The 24,449-nt window shown below is 71.1% G+C and carries 22 protein-coding genes and 1 tRNA gene; 6 read left to right on the forward strand and 17 right to left on the reverse strand.

The annotated features are described in order from the left end of the window. Positions 1-17: 17 nt before the first annotated feature. From tmk to ABRP24_RS15105, 7 genes are all read right to left on the reverse strand, one after another. Positions 18-653: a dTMP kinase gene (gene tmk / locus ABRP24_RS15075; protein WP_027466410.1), complete on the reverse strand. Its 636-nt coding sequence runs from the start codon at positions 651-653 to the stop codon at positions 18-20. Then, a complete protein-coding gene (gene topA / locus ABRP24_RS15080) occupies positions 650-3,466 on the reverse strand; it encodes a type I DNA topoisomerase (protein WP_349849050.1) in 2,817 nt (938 codons plus the stop codon). The genes tmk and topA overlap by 4 nt, the downstream gene beginning before the upstream one ends. Beyond that, the gene (locus ABRP24_RS15085; protein WP_214520536.1) at positions 3,442-3,921 is read right to left on the reverse strand and encodes a hypothetical protein; all 480 of its coding nucleotides are present in this window, start codon (positions 3,919-3,921) and stop codon (positions 3,442-3,444) included. Before ABRP24_RS15085 ends, topA begins: the two co-directional genes overlap by 25 nt. 1 nt (position 3,922) lies before the next feature. Continuing rightward, the gene (locus ABRP24_RS15090; RefSeq protein WP_173034573.1) at positions 3,923-4,228 is read right to left on the reverse strand and encodes a TadE family type IV pilus minor pilin; all 306 of its coding nucleotides are present in this window, start codon (positions 4,226-4,228) and stop codon (positions 3,923-3,925) included. A gap of 10 nt (positions 4,229-4,238) precedes the next feature. After that, on the reverse strand, positions 4,239-4,478 hold the full coding sequence (locus tag ABRP24_RS15095) for a DUF4244 domain-containing protein (protein ID WP_027466407.1): 240 nt from the start codon (positions 4,476-4,478) through the stop codon (positions 4,239-4,241). A gap of 84 nt (positions 4,479-4,562) precedes the next feature. After that, positions 4,563-5,396 (reverse strand): type II secretion system F family protein, encoded by an 834-nt coding sequence (locus tag ABRP24_RS15100; RefSeq protein ID WP_027466406.1) that lies wholly within the window; start codon positions 5,394-5,396, stop codon positions 4,563-4,565. Then, complete coding sequence (locus ABRP24_RS15105; RefSeq protein WP_027466405.1) at positions 5,393-6,322, reverse strand: CpaF family protein; 930 nt, start codon at positions 6,320-6,322, stop codon at positions 5,393-5,395. Before ABRP24_RS15105 ends, ABRP24_RS15100 begins: the two co-directional genes overlap by 4 nt. A 770-nt stretch (positions 6,323-7,092) precedes the next feature. Here ABRP24_RS15105 and acs point away from each other — a divergent pair. Next, positions 7,093-9,045, forward strand: a complete 1,953-nt coding sequence (acs, locus tag ABRP24_RS15110) for an acetate--CoA ligase (RefSeq protein WP_349849054.1) — start codon at positions 7,093-7,095, stop codon at positions 9,043-9,045. 80 nt (positions 9,046-9,125) lie between these two features. Here the strand turns inward: acs and ABRP24_RS15115 are convergent, their stop codons facing one another. Continuing rightward, the gene (locus ABRP24_RS15115; protein WP_027466403.1) at positions 9,126-9,587 is read right to left on the reverse strand and encodes a RidA family protein; all 462 of its coding nucleotides are present in this window, start codon (positions 9,585-9,587) and stop codon (positions 9,126-9,128) included. Continuing rightward, complete coding sequence (locus ABRP24_RS15120; protein ID WP_017888699.1) at positions 9,584-9,742, reverse strand: DUF4177 domain-containing protein; 159 nt, start codon at positions 9,740-9,742, stop codon at positions 9,584-9,586. The genes ABRP24_RS15115 and ABRP24_RS15120 overlap by 4 nt, the downstream gene beginning before the upstream one ends. 50 nt (positions 9,743-9,792) lie before the next feature. On the opposite strand from ABRP24_RS15120, the gene ABRP24_RS15125 reads away from it, so the two are divergent. From ABRP24_RS15125 to ABRP24_RS15145, 5 genes are all read left to right on the forward strand, one after another. Beyond that, complete coding sequence (locus ABRP24_RS15125) at positions 9,793-12,357, forward strand: transglycosylase domain-containing protein (protein WP_071247319.1); 2,565 nt, start codon at positions 9,793-9,795, stop codon at positions 12,355-12,357. Next, on the forward strand, positions 12,354-13,310 hold the full coding sequence (locus ABRP24_RS15130) for a metallophosphoesterase (RefSeq protein ID WP_027466402.1): 957 nt from the start codon (positions 12,354-12,356) through the stop codon (positions 13,308-13,310). The genes ABRP24_RS15125 and ABRP24_RS15130 overlap by 4 nt, the downstream gene beginning before the upstream one ends. A gap of 93 nt (positions 13,311-13,403) precedes the next feature. Continuing rightward, positions 13,404-13,477: transfer RNA gene (locus tag ABRP24_RS15135), tRNA-Pro, on the forward strand. A 157-nt stretch (positions 13,478-13,634) separates the two neighbouring features. Continuing rightward, on the forward strand, positions 13,635-14,669 hold the full coding sequence (locus ABRP24_RS15140; RefSeq protein ID WP_349849058.1) for a histidine kinase: 1,035 nt from the start codon (positions 13,635-13,637) through the stop codon (positions 14,667-14,669). Further along, positions 14,666-15,283 carry a response regulator gene (locus ABRP24_RS15145; RefSeq protein WP_027466400.1) on the forward strand — a complete coding sequence of 206 codons (618 nt, stop codon included), beginning with the start codon at positions 14,666-14,668 and terminating at the stop codon, positions 15,281-15,283. The genes ABRP24_RS15140 and ABRP24_RS15145 overlap by 4 nt, the downstream gene beginning before the upstream one ends. A gap of 80 nt (positions 15,284-15,363) precedes the next feature. On the opposite strand, the gene ABRP24_RS15150 is transcribed toward ABRP24_RS15145, so the two are convergent. The 8 genes from ABRP24_RS15150 to ABRP24_RS15185 all read right to left on the reverse strand — a co-directional run bounded on the left by ABRP24_RS15150 (position 15,364) and on the right by ABRP24_RS15185 (position 24,443). Continuing rightward, on the reverse strand, positions 15,364-16,410 hold the full coding sequence (locus ABRP24_RS15150; protein ID WP_035808847.1) for an LLM class flavin-dependent oxidoreductase: 1,047 nt from the start codon (positions 16,408-16,410) through the stop codon (positions 15,364-15,366). 252 nt (positions 16,411-16,662) lie between these two features. Then, positions 16,663-17,289, reverse strand: a complete 627-nt coding sequence (locus ABRP24_RS15155; protein ID WP_349849060.1) for a thymidine kinase — start codon at positions 17,287-17,289, stop codon at positions 16,663-16,665. Further along, a complete protein-coding gene (locus ABRP24_RS15160) occupies positions 17,289-17,990 on the reverse strand; it encodes a response regulator transcription factor (protein ID WP_035808846.1) in 702 nt (233 codons plus the stop codon). The genes ABRP24_RS15155 and ABRP24_RS15160 overlap by 1 nt, the downstream gene beginning before the upstream one ends. After that, positions 17,977-19,233, reverse strand: coding sequence for a hypothetical protein (locus tag ABRP24_RS15165; protein ID WP_349849063.1), 1,257 nt, complete (start codon positions 19,231-19,233; stop codon positions 17,977-17,979). Before ABRP24_RS15165 ends, ABRP24_RS15160 begins: the two co-directional genes overlap by 14 nt. Beyond that, on the reverse strand, positions 19,230-20,450 hold the full coding sequence (locus tag ABRP24_RS15170; protein ID WP_214520548.1) for a sensor histidine kinase: 1,221 nt from the start codon (positions 20,448-20,450) through the stop codon (positions 19,230-19,232). Before ABRP24_RS15170 ends, ABRP24_RS15165 begins: the two co-directional genes overlap by 4 nt. 170 nt (positions 20,451-20,620) lie before the next feature. Beyond that, complete coding sequence (locus tag ABRP24_RS15175) at positions 20,621-21,739, reverse strand: Rv2578c family radical SAM protein (RefSeq protein ID WP_111056155.1); 1,119 nt, start codon at positions 21,737-21,739, stop codon at positions 20,621-20,623. Between the two features lie 58 nt (positions 21,740-21,797). Next, positions 21,798-23,285, reverse strand: a complete 1,488-nt coding sequence (locus tag ABRP24_RS15180) for a malate:quinone oxidoreductase (protein WP_349849066.1) — start codon at positions 23,283-23,285, stop codon at positions 21,798-21,800. A 105-nt stretch (positions 23,286-23,390) separates the two neighbouring features. Further along, a complete protein-coding gene (locus ABRP24_RS15185) occupies positions 23,391-24,443 on the reverse strand; it encodes an aspartate-semialdehyde dehydrogenase (protein ID WP_071405015.1) in 1,053 nt (350 codons plus the stop codon). Positions 24,444-24,449 lie beyond the last annotated feature (6 nt).

The raw sequence follows: 24,449 nt of genomic DNA on the forward strand, positions 1-24,449 counted from the left end.
CCTGTCAGTGACCACCGTCATGCCGGGTCGATCCCGACGAGCGGAGCGACCGCTCGACGGACCGCGTCCTGCACGGCGTCGGTCGGGTCCGAGGCGTCGACCACCAGGAAGCGCGATGGCTCAGCCTCGGCCATCTCGAGGAAGGCCTGACGGACGGACTCGTGGAACGCCGCGGCCTCGGACTCGAGGCGGTCGAAGGTGTCCCCCCGTGCCGCGGCCACCCGGGCGCGTCCGACGGTGACGTCGAGGTCGAGCAGGATCGTGAGGTCCGGTGCCAGACCGTCCGCTGCCCACTCCGAGACGGAGCGGACCTGCTCGGCGCCGAGCCCGCGCGCGACGCCCTGGTAGGCGACGGACGAGTCGATGTAGCGGTCCTGCAGGACGACCTCGCCACGAGCGATCGCCGGACGGACGACCGTCTCGACGTGCTGGGCACGGTCGGCCGCGTACAGCAGCGCCTCGGCCCGGGGAGCGACGTGGCCCCGCTCGTGCAGGACCATCTGCCGGATCTGGACGCCGAGGTCCGTGCCGCCGGGTTCGCGGGTGCGCACCACGGTCCGGCCGTGCGCACCGAGCCACGCCGAGAGCAGCTCCGCCTGGGTCGTCTTGCCCGCGCCGTCGCCGCCCTCGAGCGTGATGAAGCGACCGGTCACTTCTTCTTGGCCGCCGTCCGACGAGCCGGGGTCTTCTTCTTGACCGGCCCCTTGGCACGCTTGTCGGCGATGAGCTGCACCGCGCGGGCGTGGTCGACGGCCTCGACGTCCTCGCCCTTCGGGATGGTCGCGTTCGTCTCGCCGTCGGTGACGTACGGGCCGAACCGGCCGTCCTTCATCTTGATCGGCTTGCCGGACACCGGGTCGGCGTCGAACTCCTTGAGGGCGGCGCTCGCGGTGCGGTTGCCGCCGTACTTCGGCTGCGCGAACAGCTCGAGTGCACCGGGCAGGTCGATGTCGAAGATCGCGTCCTCGCCGGGCAGGGTCCGGGTGTCGGTCCCCTTCTTCAGGTACGGCCCGTACCGGCCGTTCTGCGCCGTGATGTCGTTGCCCGTCTCCGGGTCCTGACCCACGACGCGGGGAAGGTCGAGGAGCTTCAGCGCGGTCTCGAGGTCGACGGTCTGCGGGTCCATCGACTTGAAGAGCGAGGCGGTGCGTTCCTTCGGCGCCGCGGCCTTCTTCGTCGTCTTCTTCGCGGGCGCCTTCTTGGCGGGGGCCTTCTTCGCCGTCGCCGTCTCGCTCGTCGCGGTCGCAGCAGCTGCATCGGCCGCCGGGGCCTCCGCCGCTACGGGCGCCTCGACGACCTCGCCGGTCTTCGGGTCCACGGTGGGTTCGGGCTCGGGGCTGCGCTCTGTGACGTAGGGGCCGAAGCGGCCGTCCTTCGCCAGGACCTCTTTCCCGGTCTCCGGGTTGATCCCGACGACGCGGTCCCCGATCACCGGGGCGTCGACGAGTTCCTTCGCCTTCTCGACGGTCAGTTCGTCGGGAGCGAGGTCCTCGGGGACGTTGACACGCCGCGGCTTCTCGGGGTCGTCGCTCGGCACCTCGATGTAGGGGCCGTACCGACCGATCCGGAGCGTGAGGCCCGGAGCGAGCTCGACCGAGTTGATCTCGCGGGCGTCGATCTCACCGAGGTTGTCGATGACGGTCCGCAGGCCGCGCTGGTCGTCGTCGCCACCGAAGTAGAAGCCCTTGAGCCAGTCCACGCGGTCGGCGTCGCCGCGGGCGATGCGGTCGAGGTCTTCTTCCATCTCGGCGGTGAAGTCGTACTCCACGAGCTCGCCGAAGTACTCCTCGAGCAACCGCACCACGCTGAACGCGATCCAATTCGGCACCAGCTGCGTGCCGCGGAGCGAGACGTAGCCACGGTCGATGATCGTCGGGCTGATCGTGGGGTAGGTCGACGGACGCCCGATCCCCAGCTCTTCCAGCGTCTTGATGAGGCTCGCCTCGGTGAAGCGCGGCGGCGGGGTGGTGTCGTGCCCCTTCGCCTCGACGTCGGTGACCGAGAGGTGCTCGCCCTGGGCCACGTTCGGCAGGGCGACGTCCTGGCCGGCACGCTCGGAGGACTCGTGGCGGTCCTCGTCACGGCCTTCTTCGTAGGCGCTGAGGAAGCCGCGGAACGTGATGACGGTGCCCGAGGCGGTGAACTCGGCGTCGGTGCCGTTCGCGGTCGACGCGATGCCCTCGACCGACTCGGTGGAGGAGATGCCGAGCACGATCGACGCGGTCGAACCCTTGGCGTCCGCCATCTGGGACGCGATGGTGCGCTTCCAGATGAGGTCGTAGAGGCGCCACTCCACACCGGTCAGGGTGCCCTGCAGGTCCTGCGGAGTGCGGAAGGAGTCGCCAGCGGGACGGATCGCCTCGTGCGCCTCTTGCGCGTTCTTGCTCTTGCTCGCGTAGAGACGGGGCTTGTCGGGCACGGTGGCCGAACCGTACAGGTCGGCTGCCTGCTTGCGAGCGGCGTCGATGGCCTGCTTCGAGAGCGAGACCGAGTCGGTACGGATGTAGGTGATGTAGCCGTTCTCGTACAGGGTCTGCGCAGCACGAGCGGTCTGTCGCGGGGACAGACGGAGCTTACGAGCGGCTTCCTGCTGGAGCGTCGACGTGGTGAAGGGGGCGGCCGGGCGTCGCGTGTACGGCTTCGAGTCGACACTGCGGACGGTGGCGTCACCTGCGCGCTCGAGGACCGTCGTCAGCGACGCGGCAGCGGCCTGGTCGAGCCGGACGACGTCACCGCTGAGCGTGCCGCGGTCGTCGAAGTCACGACCGGAGGCGACACGGGTGCCGTGGATCCGGGCGAGACGCGCGGAGAAGGAGGACTCGCCGGCCTTCTCGAACCGGGCGGAGAGGTCCCAGTAGTTGGCGGAGACGAAGGCCAGGCGCTCGCGCTCACGGTCGACGACGAGTCGGGTGGCGGCGGACTGCACGCGGCCGGCGGACAGACCGGGGGCGACCTTGCGCCACAGGACCGGGGAGACCTCGTACCCGTAGAGACGGTCGAGGATCCGGCGGGTCTCCTGCGCGTCGACGAGGGCGGTGTCGAGCTCACGGGTGGCTTCCTGCGCGCGCTGGATCGCCTCCTTCGTGATCTCGTGGAAGACCATCCGCTTGACGGGGACCTTCGGCTTCAGGACCTGCAGCAGGTGCCACGCGATCGCTTCACCCTCGCGGTCTTCATCTGTTGCGAGGTAGAGCTCGTCGGCGTCCTTGAGGGCGCGCTTCAGCTCGGAGACGGTCTTCTTCTTGGCATCGGACACGACGTAGTACGGCTCGAAGCCGTTGTCGACGTCCACCGAGAACTTGCCGAGGGAGCCCTTCTTGAGCTCGGCCGGCAGGTTCTTCGGCTCGACGAGGTCGCGGATGTGTCCGACCGAGGCCTGGACTTCGTATCCGTCACCGAGGTATTGCGCGATCGTCTTCGCCTTCGCAGGGCTCTCGACGATCACGAGCTTCTTCGTGCCTGGCACGTGTCTCCTTGATCGATGGTGCTGATCGGCCCTGTCCACGAGCGTGTCCGGGTCGACCGGGACATCGGTGACCGCGGGCCGACAGGCACACCATACACATAGTGTTCGGGCGGGTCGCCTGCCGGACCGGCCACCGCGAGTGCGCTGACGACGAACGGACCCGTGCCCACGACCACGCGGACCCGGGCCGTGGTGGCGACGAGTTCGCAGGCGTCGAGGGCGGCCCCGTTCGCCGTGGCGATCCGGGTGGCGACCGCGCAGGGCTCCCCCGGCACCAGCCCGGTGGCGGCCGCCGCGGTGCCCACGGCGGCGGCGTCGGCGGCGCCCTGGGCCCGGATGGCCTGCGTGCGGTGACCGGCTGCGGCGAGCGCCGACGACCCGACGAGGACACCCACGCCGAGGACCGCCACGAGCAGCACGGTCGCCGAGCCGCGTTGGCCGTCGGGACTCGTCACGTCAACCCCCTCGGGCCGCGGCGCACCCCGTCGCGGTCAGTGGGAGCGCCGCGGCGGGACCGGTCGCGCCGCGCGTGGCGTCGACGCAGACCAGGTCGCCGTCCGACCGGACGACGACCGAGACCCCCGGGACGATCCGGTCGGCCGCTGACCGCCCCTGGCTCTCGTCGTCGCGCCCGATCGCCCGGGCGGCGGTGGCTGCGGCGAGTTGCAGACGGCCCTGCGCGTCGACGACGAGGACCGCCGCGACGAGGGCGGTCAGCACGATCGCCACCACGGGGAGCGCCACCGCGAACTCGACGGTCACGGAGCCGCGCTCACAGCGAGAGCGCGCCACGGACGAGGTCGGTGAGGATGGTCTGGACCTCGCCGGACCGCATGACGGCGACGAGCACACCGGCGAAGGCCACGGCGGCGAGGATGACGACCGCGTACTCGGCGGTCGCCGATCCCCGGTCGTCCCGCAGTCGTGACCCCCAGCGGGCGACGAGGGGGCGCGGGTGACGGTGGCGGATGGTCCGACGGGTGCGGTTGCCGGGGGATGACGTGGTGCTCATGGTGTCCGTCCTTTCTGTTCGGTGGGACCAGCGTGTCCGGGCCGGGGTGTCGACGAGGCGGTCACGGTGGCATCTGTGGAGAAGTCATTCAGTACCGCCCACCGTGGAGGAGAGGACCCCCACCACCACGGGCACCACCCCTACGAGCACGAACGCCGGCAGGACGCAGACGCCGAGTGGCAGCACCAGTCGGACGGCCAGTCGTTCCGCCGCCACGAGCCCGTCGGCAGCGGCCTCGTCGCGCACGTCCTCGGCGGCGCGGCGGAGCAACCCTGCGGCGGGGACTCCTGCACGCCGGGCGAGGTCGAGGACCTCCCGCAGCCGGTCCAGGTCTCCGGCGGGCGCGGCGGCTCCCGCGGACGCCTCGGCGACGGCCTGCCCGGCGGTGGTCCACGACCCGCCTCCGGCGACCGCCACGGCCCAGGCGTCGAGGAGCACCCCGGGGACGCGGCCGTCGGGCGTCGCGGAACGGACCAGCCGGGCGGTCCACCTCCGACCGGCCAGGACGAGGGCCGCCGCGGTGCACGAGCACGCCCAACCGGCCGGTGAACCGACCAGGACCTCGACGGCACCGGCGCCCCAGGCCGCACCGAGGCCCAGCCCGAAGAGCGGCAGCGCGAGCACGACCCGGGCGCTCGTCCGCGGACCGGCCAGGGCGACCCGGATCGCGCGGTCCGAGGCGGCGGCGCGTCGGAGCGCGCCTGCGAGCCCACGGAGGGTCTCCGCGACGGGCGCTCCCGTCCGGTCCGCCACGCGGAGGACGACGACGATGTCCTGCTGCGCGGGTCCCCCGGCCCCGGGCAGTCCGCCGACGAGCCGCCAGGCCCGCGGCGGCGGGACTCCCGCCGCGACCAGCGTCGCCACCCGGTCGAGCACCCCGGCAACCCGCGCCGGGCCGTCGGGTGTGGGTCGGCTCACCGCAGCCCGTCCACCGGGCGCACCTCGAGCCTCCCGTCCGGGCCGACGCACAACGTGCCCACGCCGCCCAGCCGCCGCTGTCCTGCTCGTCGTTCCACGTGCAGGACCAGGTCGAAGGCGCTGACGGCCTGCCGGGCGAGCGCCTCGGCACCGAGGCCGGCGAGTGCGCCGAGTGCTTCGAGGCGAGCGGCGACGTCGGCGATGCCGTTGGCGTGCACGGTGCCGGCTCCCCCGTCGTGCCCGGTGTTCAGGGCGGAGAGGAGTTCGCGGACCTCGGCACCGCGGCACTCCCCCACGACGATCCGGTCGGGTCGCATCCGCAGCGCCTCGCGCACGAGCCGGTCGAGGCCGAGCGCGCCGACCCCCTCGGCGTTCGCCTGCCGCGCCTCGAGCGCGACGACGTGCGGGTGGGCGATCCGGAGCTCGGCGACGTCCTCCACCGTCACGATGCGCTCGTCGACGGGGACGTTCCCGAGCATCGCCGCGAGCAGGGTGGTCTTGCCGCTGCCGGTCGCGCCGGTGACCAGGACGTTCCGGCGCGCGGCGACGGCGTCCTCGACGACCGACCGCGGGACGAACGCGAAGGTGCCGCCGCGCTCGAGGGTGGCGAGGGAGGGTCGCTGGACCTGTGGCAGCCGGATCGACACGGCGGTGCCGCCGACGGACACCGGAGCAAGGACGACGTGGACCCGGACGCCGTCGCCGTGCCGGACGTCCGCGCACGGGGTGGTCTCGTCGACGTGGCGACCGCCGAGCGCGACGAGCCGGGTCGCGAGCTCGCGGGCTCGCGCTTCGGTCAGTCGCGGCTGGACGGCTTCGAGGCCGGTCCCGCGGTCGACCCACGTCCCGACGCCACCGAGCACCAGGACGTCCGTCACGGTGGCATCCGTCACCAGGGCTGCGAGTTCCTCGAACTCGACGACCACGGCGGCCCGGCGACGAGTCGGCTGCGCGGTTCCGGGCAGGAAGGGGGCCGACGGAGCAAACGGCCGCGCCGGTGCCGAGGACACAGGCGGTGTCGACGCAGCAGGCGCCGACGCGCGGGGAAGAAGAGGAGCACGGTGCAGGGGCATGCCGCCGACGGTAGGGAGCGCGCCACCGCCCCGGAGAGACGGTCCCCACTTCTGTGGACAACGTCGGAGTGCCCCACCAACGGACCGGTTTGTCCCCCGAAACGGAAAGCCGTACCCCGGTCGATGATGCGACACCGACGCGCTCGGGTTGCCCCACCACCCCCGCTCCCCCCGGCCGGACTGCGCGTAGCACCTGCTACGCAAGAACATGCAGAATGCATGCACGAGCATGGACCGGTCTGTCCACGCGACCGGCGTCCCTGCGCGGATCGGGGCACACGACGGCGCCCGACGAGCAACCCTCGCTCGAGTCGGACCCCGGGAAACAGAAGAGGCGGCACCGGTTGGGGGGAACAGGTGCCGCCTTGACATCGAGGGATTGGGGGGAATCCGATTCGATGCCGCCGGAAACGAGTCCAGCGGGAACTACTGTACCCCACGATCGGCCCTCGAGGGCAACCCCGGACACGACGTCCGGGCGTGCCGCGCCCCGACCCGGCCGAGGGGTAGTCTCCGGATGCACGCAGGCACCGGCGACGGATGCACGCACGCAACCGCCCCGGATGCGCGCACGCACCCACGACGGATGCCACCAGAGGCCGCAACGACGCGAAAGGACATCGATGTCCACTCCGACCCAGACCGACCCCCGAGGCGACGACGGAGCGACCTTCGCGCCGCCGCCCGAGTTCGTGGCCGACGCGGTCGCCGGCGAGGACCTCCACCACGCGGCAGCAGCCGACCGCGAGGCCTTCTGGGCCGAGCAGTCCCGCTCCCTGCTCGACTGGCGCACCCCGTTCACGCAGACCCTGGACTGGTCGGGCGCCCCGTTCGCGAAGTGGTTCGCCGACGGCACGCTCAACGTCGCCGAGAACTGCCTCGACCGACACGTCCGCGCCGGCAACGGCGACCGGGTCGCGATCCACTTCGAGGGCGCTCCCGGCGACACGCGCCGCATCACCTACGCCGAGCTGACCGCCGAGGTGCAGCGCGCCGCGAACATGCTCACCGACCTCGGCGTGGGCCGGGGCGACCGGGTCATCGTGTACCTGCCGCTCATCCCCGAGGCCGTCGTGACGATGCTCGCCGTCGCCCGCATCGGTGCCGTGCACTCGGTCGTCTTCGGCGGGTTCAGCGCGGAGAGCCTCCGCGCCCGCATCGAGGACGCCGGCGCGAAGCTCGTCGTGACCGCGGACGGCGGATGGCGGCGCGGCGCCGTCTCACCGCTCAAGCCCGCCGTCGACGAGGCACTGACCGGCGAGGGCACCGACACGGTCGAGCACGTCCTGGTCGTCAAGCGCGGCGGCAACGACATCGCGTGGAACGACCGCGACCTCTGGTGGCACGACGAACTCGCCAAGGCGGCACCGACCCACGAGGCACCGGCGTTCCCCGCCGAGACCCCGCTGTTCATCCTGTACACCTCGGGCACGACCGGGAAGCCGAAGGGCATCGTGCACACCTCCGGCGGCTACCTGACCCAGGCGGCCTACACGCACAAGAACGTCTTCGACATGCACCCGGAGAAGGACGTCTACTGGTGCACCGCCGACATCGGCTGGATCACCGGCCACTCCTACGTCGTCTACGGCCCGCTCGCCAACGGCGTCACCCAGGTGCTCTACGAGGGCACCCCCGACGAACCGAAGCCCGGGCGCTGGTGGGACCTCGTCGACGCCTACGGCGTCACAGTCCTGTACACCGCACCCACCGCGGTCCGCGCGGCGATGAAGGCCGGCCGCGAGATCCCCGAGGCGCGCAGCCTCGAGACCCTCCGCCTGCTCGGCAGCGTCGGCGAACCGATCAACCCCGAGGCGTGGCAGTGGTACCGGCAGGTCATCGGCCACGACCGCACGCCGATCGTCGACACGTGGTGGCAGACCGAGACCGGCGCGATCATGATCTCCGCGCTGCCCGGCGTCACGAAGCTCAAGCCCGGCGCCGCGCAGACGCCCCTGCCGGGCATCGTCGCCGAGATCGTCGACGACGACGGCAACCGCGCCGACCCGGGTGAGAGCGGCTACCTGACGATCACCGAGCCGTGGCCGTCGATGGCCCGCGGGATCTGGAACGACCCGGACCGGTTCGTCGAGACGTACTGGTCGCGGTTCCCCGGCCGCTACTTCGCCGGCGACGGTGCGCGGCTCGACGGGCAGGGCGACATCTGGGTGCAGGGGCGCGTGGACGACGTCATGAACGTCTCGGGCCACCGCCTGTCGACGGCCGAGATCGAGTCCGCGCTGGTCGGCCACGAGGGCGTCGCCGAGGCCGCCGTGGTCGGTGCCGCCGACGAGACCACCGGGCAGGCCGTCGTCGCGTTCGTCATCCTGACGGCCGAGGCCGCCGCCGACGTCGACCGCGATGCCGCCTCCGCGGAACTCCGCAACTGGGTCGGCAAGCGGATCGGCGCCATCGCGAAGCCGCGCCAGGTCGTCATCGTCCCGGAGCTACCGAAGACACGCTCCGGCAAGATCATGCGACGGCTGCTCCGCGACGCGGCCGAGGGCCGCCGCATCGGCGACACGACGACACTCGCCGACCCGACGATCATGGCGACCATCTCGGAACTCATGTAGTCACGCCAGACGGAAGCAGGGCCTCCAGTCAGATCCAGACTGGAGGCCCTGCTCGCGTCCTGCGTTCGACTGACGGTCCGTCAGGCGGTGAGTTCCACCACCAGCTCGACCTCGACCGGCGCGTCCAGTGGGAGCACCGCGACGCCCACCGCGCTCCGCGCGTGGACGCCGGCGTCACCGAAGACCTCGCCGACCAGGGTCGACGCCCCGTTCGCGACACCGGGCTGCCCGGTGAACGACGGGTCCGAGGCGACGAAGACCGTGACCTTGACGACCCGCGCCACGCGGTCGAGCGAGCCGGCGACCGACTGCACGGCGGCCAGGGCGTTCAGCGCGGCCACACGAGCCTGGGCGGCGGCGGTCTCGGCGTCGACGTCGGTGCCGACCTTGCCGGTCACGGGCAGGGCACCGTCGACGAACGGCAGCTGACCGGCCGTGTAGACGTACTGCCCCGTCACGACGGCGGGGACGTACGCGGCGACGGGCGCGGCGACCGCGGGGATCGTCAGGCCGAGGGCGGCGAGCCGGTCGGAGACGCTCATGCGTCGGCCTTGGGGCGCTTCAGGTAGGCGACGAGACCGCCCTCGGGTCCGGTGACGATCTGGACCAGTTCCCAACCCTCGTCCCCGTAGTTGTTGAGGATCGCGGTGGTGTTGTGGATCATCAGCGGCGTGGTGAAGTACTCCCAGCGAGTCATGCGGTTCCTTGCCAGCCTTTCAGTCGGGGGTGTCGTTTAGGCTGCATCCTATGTCTGCCCAGAAGACGTCTGCATCGCGGACCAAGCCCGTCTCAGCAGTCGGCGCCTTCATCGGATTCGTCGGGTTCAGTGCCCTCGCCGGCCTGCTCGTCACGATCGGTGTCACCCCGGCCATCGCGGTCGCCGGTGTCACGACGACGTCCACCATCGGCGTGTTCGAGTCCCTGCCGGAGTACATCGAGATCGGTGACCTCCCGCAGCGCAACGAGGTCTACGCGTACTCGGGCGGCAAGTCCGTGCACTTCGCGACCGTGTACGACCAGAACCGCGAAGAGCTGAAGTTCGACCAGATCAGCGAACAGCTCAAGAACGCCGCGATCGACGGCGAGGACAAGCGCTTCTACGACCACGGCGGCGTCGACATGACGTCCCTCGTCCGCGCCGGTGTCGGCAGCCTCGCGGGCGGTCTCGGCGACTCTGGCGGTGGCTCCACGCTGACGATGCAGCTCGTCCGCAACATCAAGATGCAGCAGGCCCTCGAGCTCCCCACGAAGAAGGAGCAGGTCAAGGCCTACAACGAGGCAGTCGAGCAGACCATCCCCCGCAAGCTCGAGGAGATGAAGCTCGCGATCGGGCTGGCGAAGAAGTACTCCAAGAAGGAGATCCTCACCGCCTACCTGAACATCGCCTACTTCGGCGACCAGACGTACGGCGTGCAGGCCGCCGCGCAGCACTACTACAACAAGAGCGCGACCGACCTGACCCCGGCAGAGGCGGCGTCACTGCTCGCCATCGTGCAGTACCCCGAGGCGCGCAACCTGTCGAACCCGAAGAAGTACGAGGCGAACGTCGCCCGGCGCGACGTCATCCTGAAGTCGATGTACGCCCAGAAGAACCTGACGAAGGCCGAGTACGACCAGGCCGTCGCCTCGAACCCGAAGGACTACGTCCGCCTGACCCAGCCCTCGCAGGGGTGCCGGGCGTCGGTCGGCGACGGATCGCAGTTCTTCTGCGACTACGCCGTCAAGGTCGTCAAGGAGATGTCGCAGCTCGGATCGTCGCAGAAGGCCCGTGACACCGCGTGGCGCAACGGCGGCTACAAGATCCAGACGACGCTGAACATCGACCTGAACGCCGAGCAGAAGCGGCTCGTCAACACCTACGACAACAAGGCCGAGACCGGCCTGGCGCTGGGGGCCACGCTCAACTCGATCGAGGCGGGCACCGGTCGCATCCTGACGATGGCGCAGAACAAGGACTACGACCAGTCCCTGAAGTCCGCGCCGACGTCGACCTCGATCAACTACAGCGTCGACTACAAGTACGGCAACTCCGGCGGCTTCCAGACCGGCTCGACGTACAAGCTGTTCACGCTCCTCGCCTGGCTCAAGGCTGGTCACGGTCTCAACGAGGTCGTCAGCGGCGCACCACGGAACATGTCGTCCGGCTGGACCGCCTGCGGGTCACCGATCACCGCGGGCAACTACAACCCGAAGAACGACAGCCCCGGCGAGAGCGGCAACTACACGGTGGCCGCCGCGACCGCCGGCTCCATCAACCTGGCGTTCCTGAACATGGCGCAGAAGCTCGACCTGTGCGACATCCGCGACACGGCGGAGTCCCTCGGCGTGCACCGCGCCGACGGCGGCGAACTGCAGTACACCCCGTCGTCCGTCCTCGGCGTCAACGAGATCGCACCGATGACGATGGCAGCCGCCTACGCCGCCGTCGCGAACAACGGCATCTACTGCAAGCCGATCGCCATCGAGCAGGTCACCTCCCCCAGCGGCAAGCAGCTCGGCGGACAGACCAAGGACTGCAAGCAGGTGCTCGACCCCGAGGTCGCCCACGCCGCTGTCTACGCCATGAAGGGCACGATCGCCAGCGGTACCGCCCGCGGCGCGCAGACCCCGGACGGTACCCAGCTGTTCGCCAAGACGGGTACCACCGACACCGCGAACCAGATCTGGCTCGTCGGGTCGAGCTCGCGGGTCGCGACGGCGTACTGGCAGGGCAACACCGACGGCAAGCTCAACAACCTGCGGCACTACAGCAACGGGGTCAACGGCACGTACGCCGGTGTCCGAGCGAGCGTGTGGCAGCAGGCGATGACCCCGATCAACGCCGCCTACCCCGCCGGTGCCTTCACCGACCCGAACACCTCCGCCCTCCGCGGCAACAGCAAGGCGCTGCCGGACCTCCGCGGCAAGACGGCCGACGAGGCCCGCGCCGCGATCTCGGGTGCCGGCTTCACCTACGTCGACGGCGGCGCGCAGCCGGGCGCCGGCAAGGCCGGAACCGTGACCTCGACCTCACCGTCGGCCGGTTCGCTGCTGTCGTCCGGGTCGAGCGTCACCGTCTACACCTCCGACGGGTCGCAGATCACCGTGCCGTCGGTGACGGGCAAGCCCCTCTCCGACGCACGCGCCCAGCTGAACCAGGTCGGGCTGACGAACGTCGCCATCGCCGAGCAGTACGCGAAGGGCGGCGGCGACAAGGAGTGCCGTGTCGCCTCGGTCGAGCCCGGCGTGCACACCGACGCCAACAAGGACTCGACGGTCACGCTGACCCTGTACGGCGACAAGAACGGCAAGGCGCCCAAGGACTGCAAGTGACCCGCGGTCGTACCGCACTCGGGGTCCTCGCAGCCGGCGCGGCCGTCGGTGCCGCGTCGGCAGCGTGGGGTTCGCTCGTCGAGCGTCGCCGCTTCGGGATCCGGTGGGAGACCGTCCCGGTGCTCCCGCCGGGCTCCCGTGACGTCACCGTCCTGCACCTGTCCGACATCCACATGGCCCCGTGGCAGGCCGACAAGCAGCAGTGGCTGCGCGACCTGAGCCTGGTCGAGCCGGACTTCATCGTGAACACCGGGGACAACCTCGGCCACGCGACCGCGAACGCCGCCGTGGAGTACGCGCTCGAGCCGTTCCGCGGGGTGCCCGGGGTCTTCGCCTACGGGTCGAACGACTTCTTCGGGCCCTCCCCGCGCAACCCGCTCAAGTACTTCTCCGGGCCGAGCCGGATGCACAAGGCCGCGGAGCCCGTCGGGCTCGACATCGATCGGCAGACGGCGTTCTTCGAGTCGCTCGGCTGGCTCGATCTGAACGACCAGGCGCACGCGATCGAACTCCGCGGCTCCCGCTTCGAGCTGTTCGGCACCTCGGACGCGCACCGCGACTGGGACCGGCTCGACCTGCTCCCCACCAACGTCGACGAGATGCGCAGTGACGTGCCGTGGTCCGAGGACGAGGACGGCCCCGCACCGGTCGCCATCGGTGTCACGCACGCCCCCTACCGTCGGGTGCTCGATGCCTTCGTGACCCAGGGCGCCGACATCATCTTCGCCGGGCACACCCACGGCGGTCAGGTGGCGGTCCCCGGGGTCGGCGCGCTCGTCACGAACAGCGACCTCCCCCGTCGGTACGCCAGCGGGCTGCACAAGTGGGAGCACCGCAACCACTGGTCGTGGCTCGAGGTCTCCGCGGGCCTCGGCACCTCGATCTACGCGCCCGTCCGGTTCGCCTGCCGACCCGAGGCCGTCGTGGTCACCCTCTCCGCACGGGCGTCCTGACCCGACTCGCCCGGGAGTTCGCCGGATGGTCGTGAGCACCCTGGATCATCGGATAGTATTGTCGGGTTGCTCCGGTACGGAGTGATCACACCGCGGGGTGTGGCGCAGCTTGGTAGCGCGCCTCGTTCGGGACGAGGAGGTCGCAGGTTCAAATCCTGTCACCCCGACACTGTGTTGAGACAGTACGAAGAAGGCCCTGGTTCTCCGGAACCAGGGCCTTCTGCTTTCCCCGGGCGCAGCACGACCGTCCGATGGGTCGCACGACCCACTCGGTCCGTTCGTCCCCCGCTGCGAGCACCACCTCCCGCTACGCTCGCAAACGCCATGCAGAACGACCATCCCCTCACCGCCGTGCTCACCACGATCGCTGCGGAGTTCCCCGACATCGCGGACGACCCGGTGCTCGCGGGGAACCTGACGGAGAACGTCACGTCGATGATCGCCGAGGCCCACGAGCGCTACGCGGCGGGGACCGACGGAAGCGTCGTGAGCCACACGTTCCTCGACCCCGAGCACCTGGCGACCGGCAGTCTGCACGCCGAGCACGCCCAGCACCCGGCCGGCGCCATGCTCGCGGCCGAGATGCTCTTCGACGCCTACCTGCCGGTCTTCGTCGACGAGGTCGGCGCGGTGTCCACCGCCGAGGTCCTGCGTGCCACCAGGGCCCTGCACGCCGGCATCTGGAGCCGGTTCCCGGCCGGGGCGGTCGCGTACACGGAGGCACTGCGCCAGCGTGTCACCACGGCACACCTGGACTCCCGCACGCAGATCGCGCGAGACCTGCACGACCGCGTGGCACACGGCATCCTCGCCGGGTTGCAGCGCCTCGACCTCGTCCTGCTGACGGACCCGCCCGCGGACGAGCGTGCCGCACAGCTCGACGATGCGGCACGGTTGCTCAGGAGTGCGCTCGGCGACGTCCAGGACCTCGCGGTGAGCCTGCACGCCCGCGTCGGTGACGCGCTGCTGGACGACGCGCTCCGCCGGCACGTGCACGACCTGTTCCCCGACGACGGCCGCCTGTCCATCGAGTCGACGGGCACCTCCGGTCCACTGCCGAACTGGCAGGCGGAGGAAGCGCTGACGATCCTGCTCGAGGCGCTCACGAACCGCAGCAAGCACGCCCCGGGGTCGACGAGCTCGGTGCGCTTCGCGTGGTCCCCCGCTGCCGTGGTGGTGACGGTGACCGACGACGGTCCGGGCTTCGACGTGCACAGCGATGCCGACGGTCGCCTCGGGCAGCAGACGATGCGGGAGCGCGCCGCGGTGATCGGCGCTCGGCTCGACGTCGAGAGCACCCGCGGCAGCCGACAGCACGGCACCACCGTCCGCCTGAGGATCCCGAGGGGCACCCTGTGACCGTCACCCACGTCGCCATCGTCGACGACCACCGGCTGTTCCGTGAAGGGCTCGCCACCATCCTGGCCGCGGTCCCCACGATCCGCGTCGTCGCACACGGCGAGCGACCGGCCGAGGTGCTCGACTCCCCCGAGGCCGCCGCGGTCGACGTCCTGTTGCTCGACGTCGAGCTGGACGGTCCTCCGGCACGGACGACGATCGCCACGATCCGCCGCACCCGCCCGGACATCCGGGTCGTGGTGCTCACGATGCACCGGGACGCGGTCCTCCGCCGCACCCTGCTCGACGCCGGCGCGGTCGACTTCGTCACGAAGGACACCCCGAGCCGCGAACTCGTCGACCGGATCGCGCGTGCAGCACATGCCGACGCGGCTCCGGTCACGTTCCCCGTCGACCTGGTCACGGAGGCCCGAGCCGGCTCACCGCTGAGCGACCGCGAGCTCGAGGTCCTGCGACTCATCGCCGCCGCACGCACCAACGCCGAGATCGCCGCCGACCTGCAGCTCGCGATCGGCACCGTCAAGCGGCACGTCTACAACGTGTTCCGCAAGCTCGACGTCAGCTCCCGCGTCGGTGCGGTCGCCGCGGCCACGCGTCTGGGCTTGCTCACCTGAGGCTCCGCGGAACTCCGTGAGCAGCAATGGTCGGGTGCCCAGTGGACACCCGACCATTCCTGCTCACGAAGCGACCCGGACTAGACGGACGCAGCAGCCGCGCCCGCGGGCACGAGCTTGCCGGCGGCGTGCAGCCCGGCCACGACGTCGAGCGCCTGGTGCCGGTACCGCGCCTGCGCAGCACCGGGCGACACGATCACGCCGTTCGCCCCGGTCGACGCCACGAGTGCGTTGATCTTCTCCGCGACCTGCTCGGCGTTGCCGTAGGCCTGACGCTCGGTACGGGCGGCGATGAACCGACGCTCGAGGTCGTTGAACTCGTACGCGCGCGCCTCGTCCATCGACACCGGCTCGGGCTTCCGGCCCGAGCGCATCCGGATGAACGAGATCATGCCCGGGGCGCTCTGCTCGTCGATGACGGCGGGGTCCTCGTCGGTGACGACCTGCACGCCGATCAGCGCGTTCGGCGTCTGGCGGAAGCGCGACGGACGGAACGAGTCGCGGTACAGGGCGAGTGCGGCCTCGGTGTTGTCCGACGCGAAGTGGTGGGCGAACGCGAACGAGATGCCGAGCGCACCGGCGACCTGGGCGCTGTAGCCCGAGGACCCGAGCAGCCAGAACTCCGGCACGTCGCCGTAGCCAGGCACGGCGCGGATGCCGGCCAGCGGGTTCTCCGCGCCCATGCCGGTGAAGAACCCGATCAGGTCGGCCAGGCGGTCCGGGAAGTCGTCGACGTCGAGTCGGTCCGTGCGGCGGAGGGCCATCGCCGTTGCGCCGTCGGTGCCGGGAGCGCGCCCGAGCCCGAGGTCGACCCGGTCGCCGTACAGGGCACGGAGCGTGCCGAACTGCTCGGCGACGACGAGGGGCGCGTGGTTCGGCAGCATGACGCCACCCGAACCGATGCGGATGGTCGAGGTGGCCGCACCCACGGCGCTCAGCAGCACCGCCGGGGCCGAGGACGTGATGCCCGGCATCCCGTGGTGCTCGGCGACCCAGAACCGCTCGTACCCGAGCTGCTCGGCGTGCACGGCCATGTCGATGGACCCCTGCAGGGCCTCGGTGTTGGACTGGCCGTACTCGCGGGTGGCCAGGTCGAGGACGGACAGGTGCAGGGTGTCGTCGGTCATGTGGTCGCCAACGCACGCGGGCCCGCCCGCATTCCACCCGGGACCGGGACGTCGACCGGTCAGGACATGCCGTCGCGCGGCCGCCGACGGTTCACCAGGCGTCGCCTGGAGGTCGCGGCAGCGACGGTTCGCGACCACTCGGCGGACGCGTGCGGCGCGCCCTGGACGCACCGTGCAGCGGACTGGAGGCCCGTGGCGGGGCCCGTACCGCGCCTCCAGGCCGCCCTTCGGTGGCGTCTCGGGCGCCGAGCGTCAGGCGCCGTCGAGGCGGCCTCCGGACTCCGTCAGGTAGCAGTTGGCGCAGAGCGACTCGTAGGCGACGTCGACGCCGTCGATCGCGACCTGGGAGCCGTCGAAGACGAACCGACCGTCGACCGTGCGGGCGTTGAAGACCGCCTTGCGGCCGCAGCGGCAGATGGTCTTCAGTTCTTCGAGGGAGTGCGCGACCTCGAGCAGGCGGGCGCTGCCGGGGAACGCCTCGGTGCGGAAGTCCGTGCGGATGCCGTACGTGATGACCGGGATCTCGTCGAGCACCGCGATGCGCAGCAGGTCGTCGACCTGCCGCGGGGTGAGGAACTGCGCCTCGTCGACGAGCACGCAGCTGACGGGCCGCACCATGCCGTCCAGGCGGTCCGACTCGGGGTCGACGGCGCCGGAGGCGGTGACGGCCTGGCGCACGTCGGCGTCCGGGGAGAAGACGATGTCGACGGTCCGGGTGACGCCCAGGCGCGAGACGATCTCACGGTCGCCCTTGGTGTCCACGGCGGGCTTGGCGAGCAGCACCCGGTGCCCGCGCTCCTCGTAGTTGTAGGCGGCCTGCAGCAGGCCCGTGCTCTTGCCGCTGTTCATCGCGCCGTAGCGGAAGTAGAGCTTCGCCACTACGCGAGGAACCCGTCCTCGGCGGCCCGACGGATCAGGTCGGACTTCTTCGAGGCGGGGCGGCCCACCTTGCTGTACTTCTCGCGCACGCGACGCAGGTAGGTCTTGGCGGTCTCGTACTGCACGTTCATCTGCGCGGCGACCTCGTTCGTCGAGTAGCCGGACACGTAGAGCCGGAGCGCCTCTTCTTCACCGGCGCTGAGCTTCGGCCGCTGGTGGGCGGCGGCGCCCGTCGGCAGCGGACGCCACTCCCGGGGCTGCGGGGTCTCGCGGGCGACGCCCATGATCTCGCGGGCGACGTCCATGACCTCGCGCATCGGGAGCGACTTCGACAGGAACGCCGCGGCACCGGCGGCCAGGGCACGGTCGCGGGACTCACGGCTGTCGACGCTCGAGAGCACGATCACCTTCGCGCCGGCGGCACGGCAGGTGCGGACGCGGGCCTCGATCGAGACGGGTTCCTTGAGCTGGAAGTCCAGGAACACCAGGTCGGTCGGGAAGCTGTCGCTGTGGACCATCTCGAGCCAGGTGTGCGCGGTCAGGGCGAGGTCGAAGTCGAACGCGTTCACCGCGATCCAGCTCGACAGGCTGTCCAGCAGCACCTCGTGGTCGTCGAGGATGGCCAGCCGCACACGTCGTGCTCCCGGGTTCGGGAGGGACGGCGACCCCTCCGAGAGCCTGTTCGGGTCAGTGCTGGTCATAGGAGAACCTTAGTGCGAGGGCGGAAGGGCGGACCGCGACGTCGAGGTCGGGGAACGTCACGCGGAGGACGGCGAAGTAGGGGTCGAAGGTGCGGTGGATGCCGATGTCGGAGTCCGCGACGGCGAGTTCCAGGTCGACGGACACACGAGCGGGTGCGGGCGACTGCGCGGGCCGGGCGGCAAGGGGCGCCGACGCTGCCGGCGACGCCGGAGTTGCCAGGGGTGCCGGGGTTGCCTGGGCGGCCGGGCCCGCCACGGTGTCGGCTCGTCGCACGGTCGCGCGGAACCCGGCCGGGTCGACGGTCGACGCGCGGAGCGCTGCACGGACGAAGGTGCGGACGACCGCCCGCTGGTCGGTGTCGAGCGTCGCGATGAGGCCGTCGGGGTCGTCGACCACCGGCGCCTGGCCGCCGTCGACCCGGACGGCGTGCTCGAACCAGGTGCGATCGGCGTCGGCGACCATGGACGCCCGGATGCCGTCGGCGATCGCGCGGGCACGGGCACGGTCGGCGTCGGTGATGACGTCGCGCGTGCGGAGCTCGGCGAAGAACGGGGCGACGTCGCGGGACAGGATCGTCGAGCGGTCCTGCTGCACGCTCGCCGCGATGCCGTCCCGCTCGGCACGCGCGACGGAGTACGACCCGGCACGGATCTGCACCCGTTCGGCGAGCCCCGCGAAGGTCCAGGCGAACACCGCGGACGCGGCGGTCAGCGCGAGCGTCGGGGCCGCGGCCAGGAACGCCGCGACGGCGACCGGAACCTCGTGCGGGAACTCCGCGGCGCCCGCACCCCAGGTCACGGCGTTCACAGCGGCCAGGACGACCCCGCCGACCGTCAGGTCGGTCCACGGGCGGTACGGGGCGACCATGACGATGCCGGTCGCGGTGATCAGGGACATGAAGTCGTTCAGGGCACTGCGGTCCGGCCCCCACTGCGCCGCGACGCTCGTGACCGACGCCAGGCCGAGCAACCCCACGTGCGCGACGAACGCCGAACGAGGGAACGGCGCACGGAACGGGCTCGAGGCAGCGAACACCACCACCGCCGAGGCCGCGACGAGCAGCACCGTGAGGGCGCTGAGTGTCGGGCTGCCCACGACGTCGCGGTCGAAGATCGACACGAGCAGGGCCCAGACGACGCTGCCGGCCCCGAGCACGAGGGCCAGGGGCCGCGACCCCATCGCGCCGAGCGGGTCGTACTGCTGCGCGGTGCGGCGGGACCCGCGCTGCCGTGCCGTCGTCATCGCTCGGTCCCCCGCTCGTCGCTGACCACCGGCACGGTGACCGCGCCGGTGACCGGTCCGTACGGCACGGTCATCATGACGCTCGTGCCGGAGCCGGGCGACGACCAGATCTGGACGTCGCCACCGACCCGGCCGATCCGCTCACGCACCGAGCCGCGGAGGCCCATCCGGTCGGCTCCGGTGGCGTCCTCGTCGAACCCACGACCGTCGTCGACGACCATGACGGTGCAGGACGCGCTGTCGTCGAACACGCTCACCTCGGCGGCGTCGGTCCCCGCGTGCTTCCGCACGTTGGCCAGGCACTGCCCGACGGCCCGGACGACCGCCGACAGTGCACGCTGGTCCAGGCGTTCCAGCGCGGAGGTGTCACCGGAGACGGTGACGTCGAGCCCGAGCGTCCGGTGCTCGTCGACCATGGCGCCGAACGCCTCGGCCGCGGCCCCGGGACGCGGGCGGGCGGTCGGCGCGAGCCACCCCTTGCCGGTGAGCACCGCGACGTCGGCGTCGACCGTCTCGGCGAGGTGCGGGTCCATCGGGCCGTCCGGCGCGAGGGCGATGGCGCCGAGGTGGTTGAGCACGGTGTCGTGCAGGATCGCGGACGCCTCGGCCTCGACCCCGGCGCGGTAGGCGGACACGTGTTCTTCGCGCGCGGAGCGCAGGAGTTCGGGCTGCACCCGTTCGCTCCGGCCCGTGCTGCGGGTGGTGAAGAGCACGAGCGCGACCACGAAGCCCAGGGTGACCCACGCCAGGATGAGCGGACGGGGCGGCTGGTCGGCCTGCACGATGGCGATCCAGGTGGCGAGTCGTCCGGTCAGGAAGCCCACGAAGGACCACAGCACGACGCGGCTCGGCACGGCCCCCGCTCCCCCGACCAGGATGAGCGGGATCACGACGAGGGACATCAGGTACGAGGTCACCCACCCGGTCGGCACCTGCTGCTGGACCCCGACGGCGAACCACCAGGCGCAGACACCGCCGACGGCCAGGAACGCGATCGCCGAGACCCGGGTGCCGAACTGCACGTGCACGCCGATCATGGCGAGCATCGGGACGACCGCCAGCGCGGTGCCGACGACCTGCGCCCCGGGCTCGGACAGGCCGTAGAGCACGAGCGTGATGGCCGCGGCCAACAGGGACCCGATGGCGCCGGCGTGGAATGCGCGCACGGTCGACCACGCGTTCACTCGCGGTGCGAGGTGCGTGGGGATGCCGAGCACGAGGTGGATCCTTCCGGGTGGCGAGGGCGCCGTCCACGATCCAACCACCGGAGCAGCGGCCGTGTACCCCGAATCCGGGGCCGTGCGGCGACCCGCACGATGATAGCGGCCTGGACCGGGGTCTTGCTGTCCCCCGAACGTGGACCGGACACGACCCGGACGGACACCCCTCAGAACAGCGTCTGTGCCGCCGCCGGCCGGAGCAGCCGCTGGTCGAACCCGGGGTCGGCGCGCTTCAGCGGTGACACCGTCGGCACCGACTGCTCCTCTGGCACGCCCGACTGCAGCGTTCGCGGTTCGGAGAAGCCCATCGACCCCGTCGCCGGGTCCACCCGCCCCAGTCCGACCCCGTGGGCCGCCAGGATCGGGCGGATGCGCTCCGACAGCCACCGTCGGTAGTCCTTCGGCGCGTAGGTGTTGTCGAGGTACATCGCGCGGTACCGCTGCACCAGGTCGGGTCGCTCGCGGCCGAGCCACTCGAACCACCACGGCTTGACGCCGGGTCGCAGGTGCAGCGCCGAGTACATGATGCTCGTCGCACCGGCCGCGGTCGCCCGACCGATGGCGTCGTCGAGGTGTGCGCGGGTGTCGGTGATGTACGGCAGCACGGGCATCAGGAACACCGCGCAGTCGAGCCCAGCGTCGCGGATGGCCCGCACGGTCGCCAGCCGGGCCGACGTCGTCGGGGTGCCGGACTCGACCGACTGCTGCAGCGAGTCGTCGTACACGGCGATCGACATCGCGAGGTCGACCGGCACCACCTTCGCCGCCTCGACCAGCAGCGGGAGGTCGCGGCGCAGCAGCGTGCCCTTCGTCAGGATGCTGAACGGGGTGCGCGACTCCGCCAGCGCCTCGATCACACCGGGCATCAGGCGGTACCGCCCCTCGGCCCGCTGGTACGGGTCGGTGTTCGTGCCGAGCGCCACCGGGTGGCGGTCCCACGAGGGCTTGCCGAGCTCACGCCGCAGCACCTCGGCGACGTTCGTCTTCACCACGATCTGCTGGTCGAAGTCGGCGCCGCCGTCGAACTCCAGGTACGTGTGCGTCGGGCGGGCGAAGCAGTACACGCAGGCGTGGCTGCACCCGCGGTACGGGTTGATCGTCCAGCCGTACGTCCCCGACCCGTCCGCGCTCGGCACCCGGTTCAGGGCGCTCTTCGCCAGGACCTCGTGGAAGGTCACCCCGGCGAACTCGGGCGTCGTCACGCTCCGGACGAACCCGCTGTTCGACTCCATCCCGGGCAGTGCGTCGCTCTGCTCGGCATCGATCGCCTGTCCACTCCACCGCATGCCGTCATTCGAACACACGTTCGAACAGACTGCAAGGCGGAGCGGTCCGGTGCAGTCCTCAGTGGTGCAGGCCGAGCACCTTCGCGGTGCGCTCGAGCGTGGCGTCCGCCAGCTCCGGGTCGTCGCCGAGGTCCTGCCCGTAGGTCGGCACCATCGCTCGGACGTCGTCCTGCCAGGCATCCCACCGGTCCGGGAAGCACCGGCGCAGCATCGTGAGCATGATCGGCACGGCGGTCGAGGCACCCGGCGACGCACCGAGCAGCCCCGCGATCGAGCCGTCGGCGGCGGTGATGACCTCGGTGCCGAACTGCAGCACGCCGCCCTTGTCCTTGTCGGGTTTGATCACCTGGACGCGCTGGCCAGCGGTGATGCGGTGCCAGTGCTCGGGCGCGGCGCTCGGCATGAAGTCACGGAGCGCCTCGAACTTGGTGTGCTTCGACGCGAGGAGCTGGCCGACCAGGTAGCGGACCAGGTCGAAGTTCGAGAACGCGACGCTCAGCATCGGTCGGAGGTTGTGCGGCCGGATCGAGCGGAACAGGTCGAGGACCGAGCCCTGCTTCAGGAACTTCGGGCTGAACCCGGCGTACGGCCCGAACATCAGCGACGAACCACCGTCGACGATGCGGGTGTCGAGGTGCGGCACCGACATCGGCGGGGCGCCGACACTGGCCTTGCCGTAGACCTTGGCGGAGTGCTTCTGCACCACCTCGGGGTCGTCGGTGCGCAGGAACTCGCCCGACACCGGGAAGCCGCCGTAGCCCCGGATCTCCGGGATGCCGGACTTCTGCAGCAGGTGCAGGGCTCCGCCGCCGGCGCCGACGAAGACGAACTTCGCGGCGATGCGCTGCGTCGACCGGCCGATCTCGTTGCGGACGTTGAGCACCCAGCCCTCGGACACCTTCGAGCGGGTCAGGTTGGTGACCTGGTGCGAGGGTTCGAACTCGACACCGTCGATCTCGAGCTGGTCGAAGAGCTGGCGGGTGAGTGACCCGAAGTCGACGTCCGAGCCGGCTGCCGAGTACGTCGCCGCGATCGGCTGGTCCTTCTTGCGGCCCGGGATGAGTGCCGGCGCCCACTTCCGGATCTGCGCCGGGTCGTCCGAGAACTCGATGCCGGCGAAGAGCGGGTGGTCACGCATGGCCTCGTACCGGGCACGCATGTAGGCGACGTTGGCCTCGCCCCACACGAACGAGATGTGCGGCGTGGGGTTGATGAAGTTCGACGGCTCCGGCAGCACACCGGTCTCGACCAGGTGCGCCCAGAACTGCCGCGAGACCTGGAACTGCTCGTTGACCGTGACGGCCTTCGCGATGTCGACACGCCCGTCCGGCAGTTCAGGCGTGTAGTTCAGCTCGCACAGTGCCGAGTGCCCGGTACCGGCGTTGTTCCACGGGTTCGAGGACTCCTGCGCAACCGTACCGAGCCGCTCGTACACGCGGATCTTCCAGCTGGGCTCGAGCTTGTGGATGATGGCCCCGAGCGTGGCACTCATGATGCCTCCGCCGATCAGGACGACGTCGATGGGGTCCACCTGCTGCTCTGCCACCCGTCGATCCTACCGGCGGCATCCGACAGACGGACAGGAGGCCCGTGGCGGTGTCGCCACGGGCCTCCTGTCCGTCTGCTGGTCGCGCTCGGCGCGCTCGGCGCGTTACGCGTCGACGGAGCGGCGCGCGACGATCGTCTCCGCGATCTGCACCGCGTTGAGCGCGGCGCCCTTCCGCAGGTTGTCGTTGCTGACGAACAGGACGAGGCCGCGGCCCTCGGGCGCGGACTGGTCCGCGCGGATGCGGCCGACGAACGCCGGGTCCTGGCCGGCGGCCTGCAGCGGGGTCGGGACGTCGGAGAGCTCGACTCCGGGTGCGCTCGACAGGATCTCGGTCGCACGCTCGGGCGACAGCGGACGCTCGAACTCGGCGTGCACCGAGATGGAGTGCCCGGTGAACACGGGGACGCGCACGCACGTGCCGGCGACGAGCAGGTCGGGGAGCTCGAGGATCTTCCGGCTCTCGTTCCGGAGCTTCTTCTCCTCGTCGGTCTCGCCCAGGCCGTCCTCGACGATGCTGCCGGCGAGCGGCACGACGTCGAAGGCGATCGGGCGGACGTACTTGACGGGCTCGGGGAACGTCACGGCGGATCCGTCGTGCGTCAGCGCAGCGGTGTCCTGCTCGAGCGCGGCCTTCGCCTGGCCCAGGAGTTCCTCGACCCCGGCGAGCCCGGAACCGGAGACCGCCTGGTAGGTCGTCGCGACCAGGCGGCGGAGCCCGGACTCGGTGTCGAGCACCTTGAGCACCGGCATGATCGCCATGGTCGTGCAGTTCGGGTTCGCGATGATGCCCTTCGGCGCCTGGTCGATGGCGTGCGGGTTCACCTCGCTCACGACGAGCGGGACGTCGGGGTCCATGCGCCAGGCGCTCGAGTTGTCGACGACGAGCGCTCCGGCTGCGGCGAACTTCGGCGCGAGGGCCCGCGAGGCGGTGGCCCCGGCGGAGAACAGCGCGATGTCGATGCCGGACGGGTCGGCGAGCTCGGAGTCCTCGACCACGATCTGCTCGCCCCGGAACGGCAGCGTTGTACCGGCGGAACGGGCGCTCGCGAAGAAGCGGACCCGGTCGGCCGGGAACGCGCGCTCTTCGAGCAGGCGACGCATCACGGCGCCGACCTGGCCGGTGGCGCCGACGACGGCGACGGTGAGGGTGCTCATGCGGTG

Source organism: Curtobacterium sp. WHRI 8282 (assembly GCF_040223925.2).
Classification (GTDB): domain Bacteria; phylum Actinomycetota; class Actinomycetes; order Actinomycetales; family Microbacteriaceae; genus Curtobacterium; species Curtobacterium flaccumfaciens.

Bases quoted from the DNA above. Each gene is read 5' to 3' on its own strand.
- ABRP24_RS15150 (WP_035808847.1), bottom strand. From the start codon at position 16,410: ATGACCGACGACACCCTGCACCTGTCCGTCCTCGACCTGGCCACCCGC.
- acs (WP_349849054.1), top strand. From the start codon at position 7,093: ATGTCCACTCCGACCCAGACCGACCCCCGAGGCGACGACGGAGCGACC.
- ABRP24_RS15175 (WP_111056155.1), bottom strand. From the start codon at position 21,739: ATGCGGTGGAGTGGACAGGCGATCGATGCCGAGCAGAGCGACGCACTG.
- ABRP24_RS15140 (WP_349849058.1), top strand. From the start codon at position 13,635: ATGCAGAACGACCATCCCCTCACCGCCGTGCTCACCACGATCGCTGCG.
- ABRP24_RS15120 (WP_017888699.1), bottom strand. From the start codon at position 9,742: ATGACTCGCTGGGAGTACTTCACCACGCCGCTGATGATCCACAACACC.
- ABRP24_RS15160 (WP_035808846.1), bottom strand. From the start codon at position 17,990: ATGACCAGCACTGACCCGAACAGGCTCTCGGAGGGGTCGCCGTCCCTC.
- ABRP24_RS15125 (WP_071247319.1), top strand. From the start codon at position 9,793: ATGTCTGCCCAGAAGACGTCTGCATCGCGGACCAAGCCCGTCTCAGCA.
- ABRP24_RS15185 (WP_071405015.1), bottom strand. From the start codon at position 24,443: ATGAGCACCCTCACCGTCGCCGTCGTCGGCGCCACCGGCCAGGTCGGC.
- ABRP24_RS15095 (WP_027466407.1), bottom strand. From the start codon at position 4,478: ATGAGCACCACGTCATCCCCCGGCAACCGCACCCGTCGGACCATCCGC.
- ABRP24_RS15165 (WP_349849063.1), bottom strand. From the start codon at position 19,233: ATGACGACGGCACGGCAGCGCGGGTCCCGCCGCACCGCGCAGCAGTAC.
- ABRP24_RS15115 (WP_027466403.1), bottom strand. From the start codon at position 9,587: ATGAGCGTCTCCGACCGGCTCGCCGCCCTCGGCCTGACGATCCCCGCG.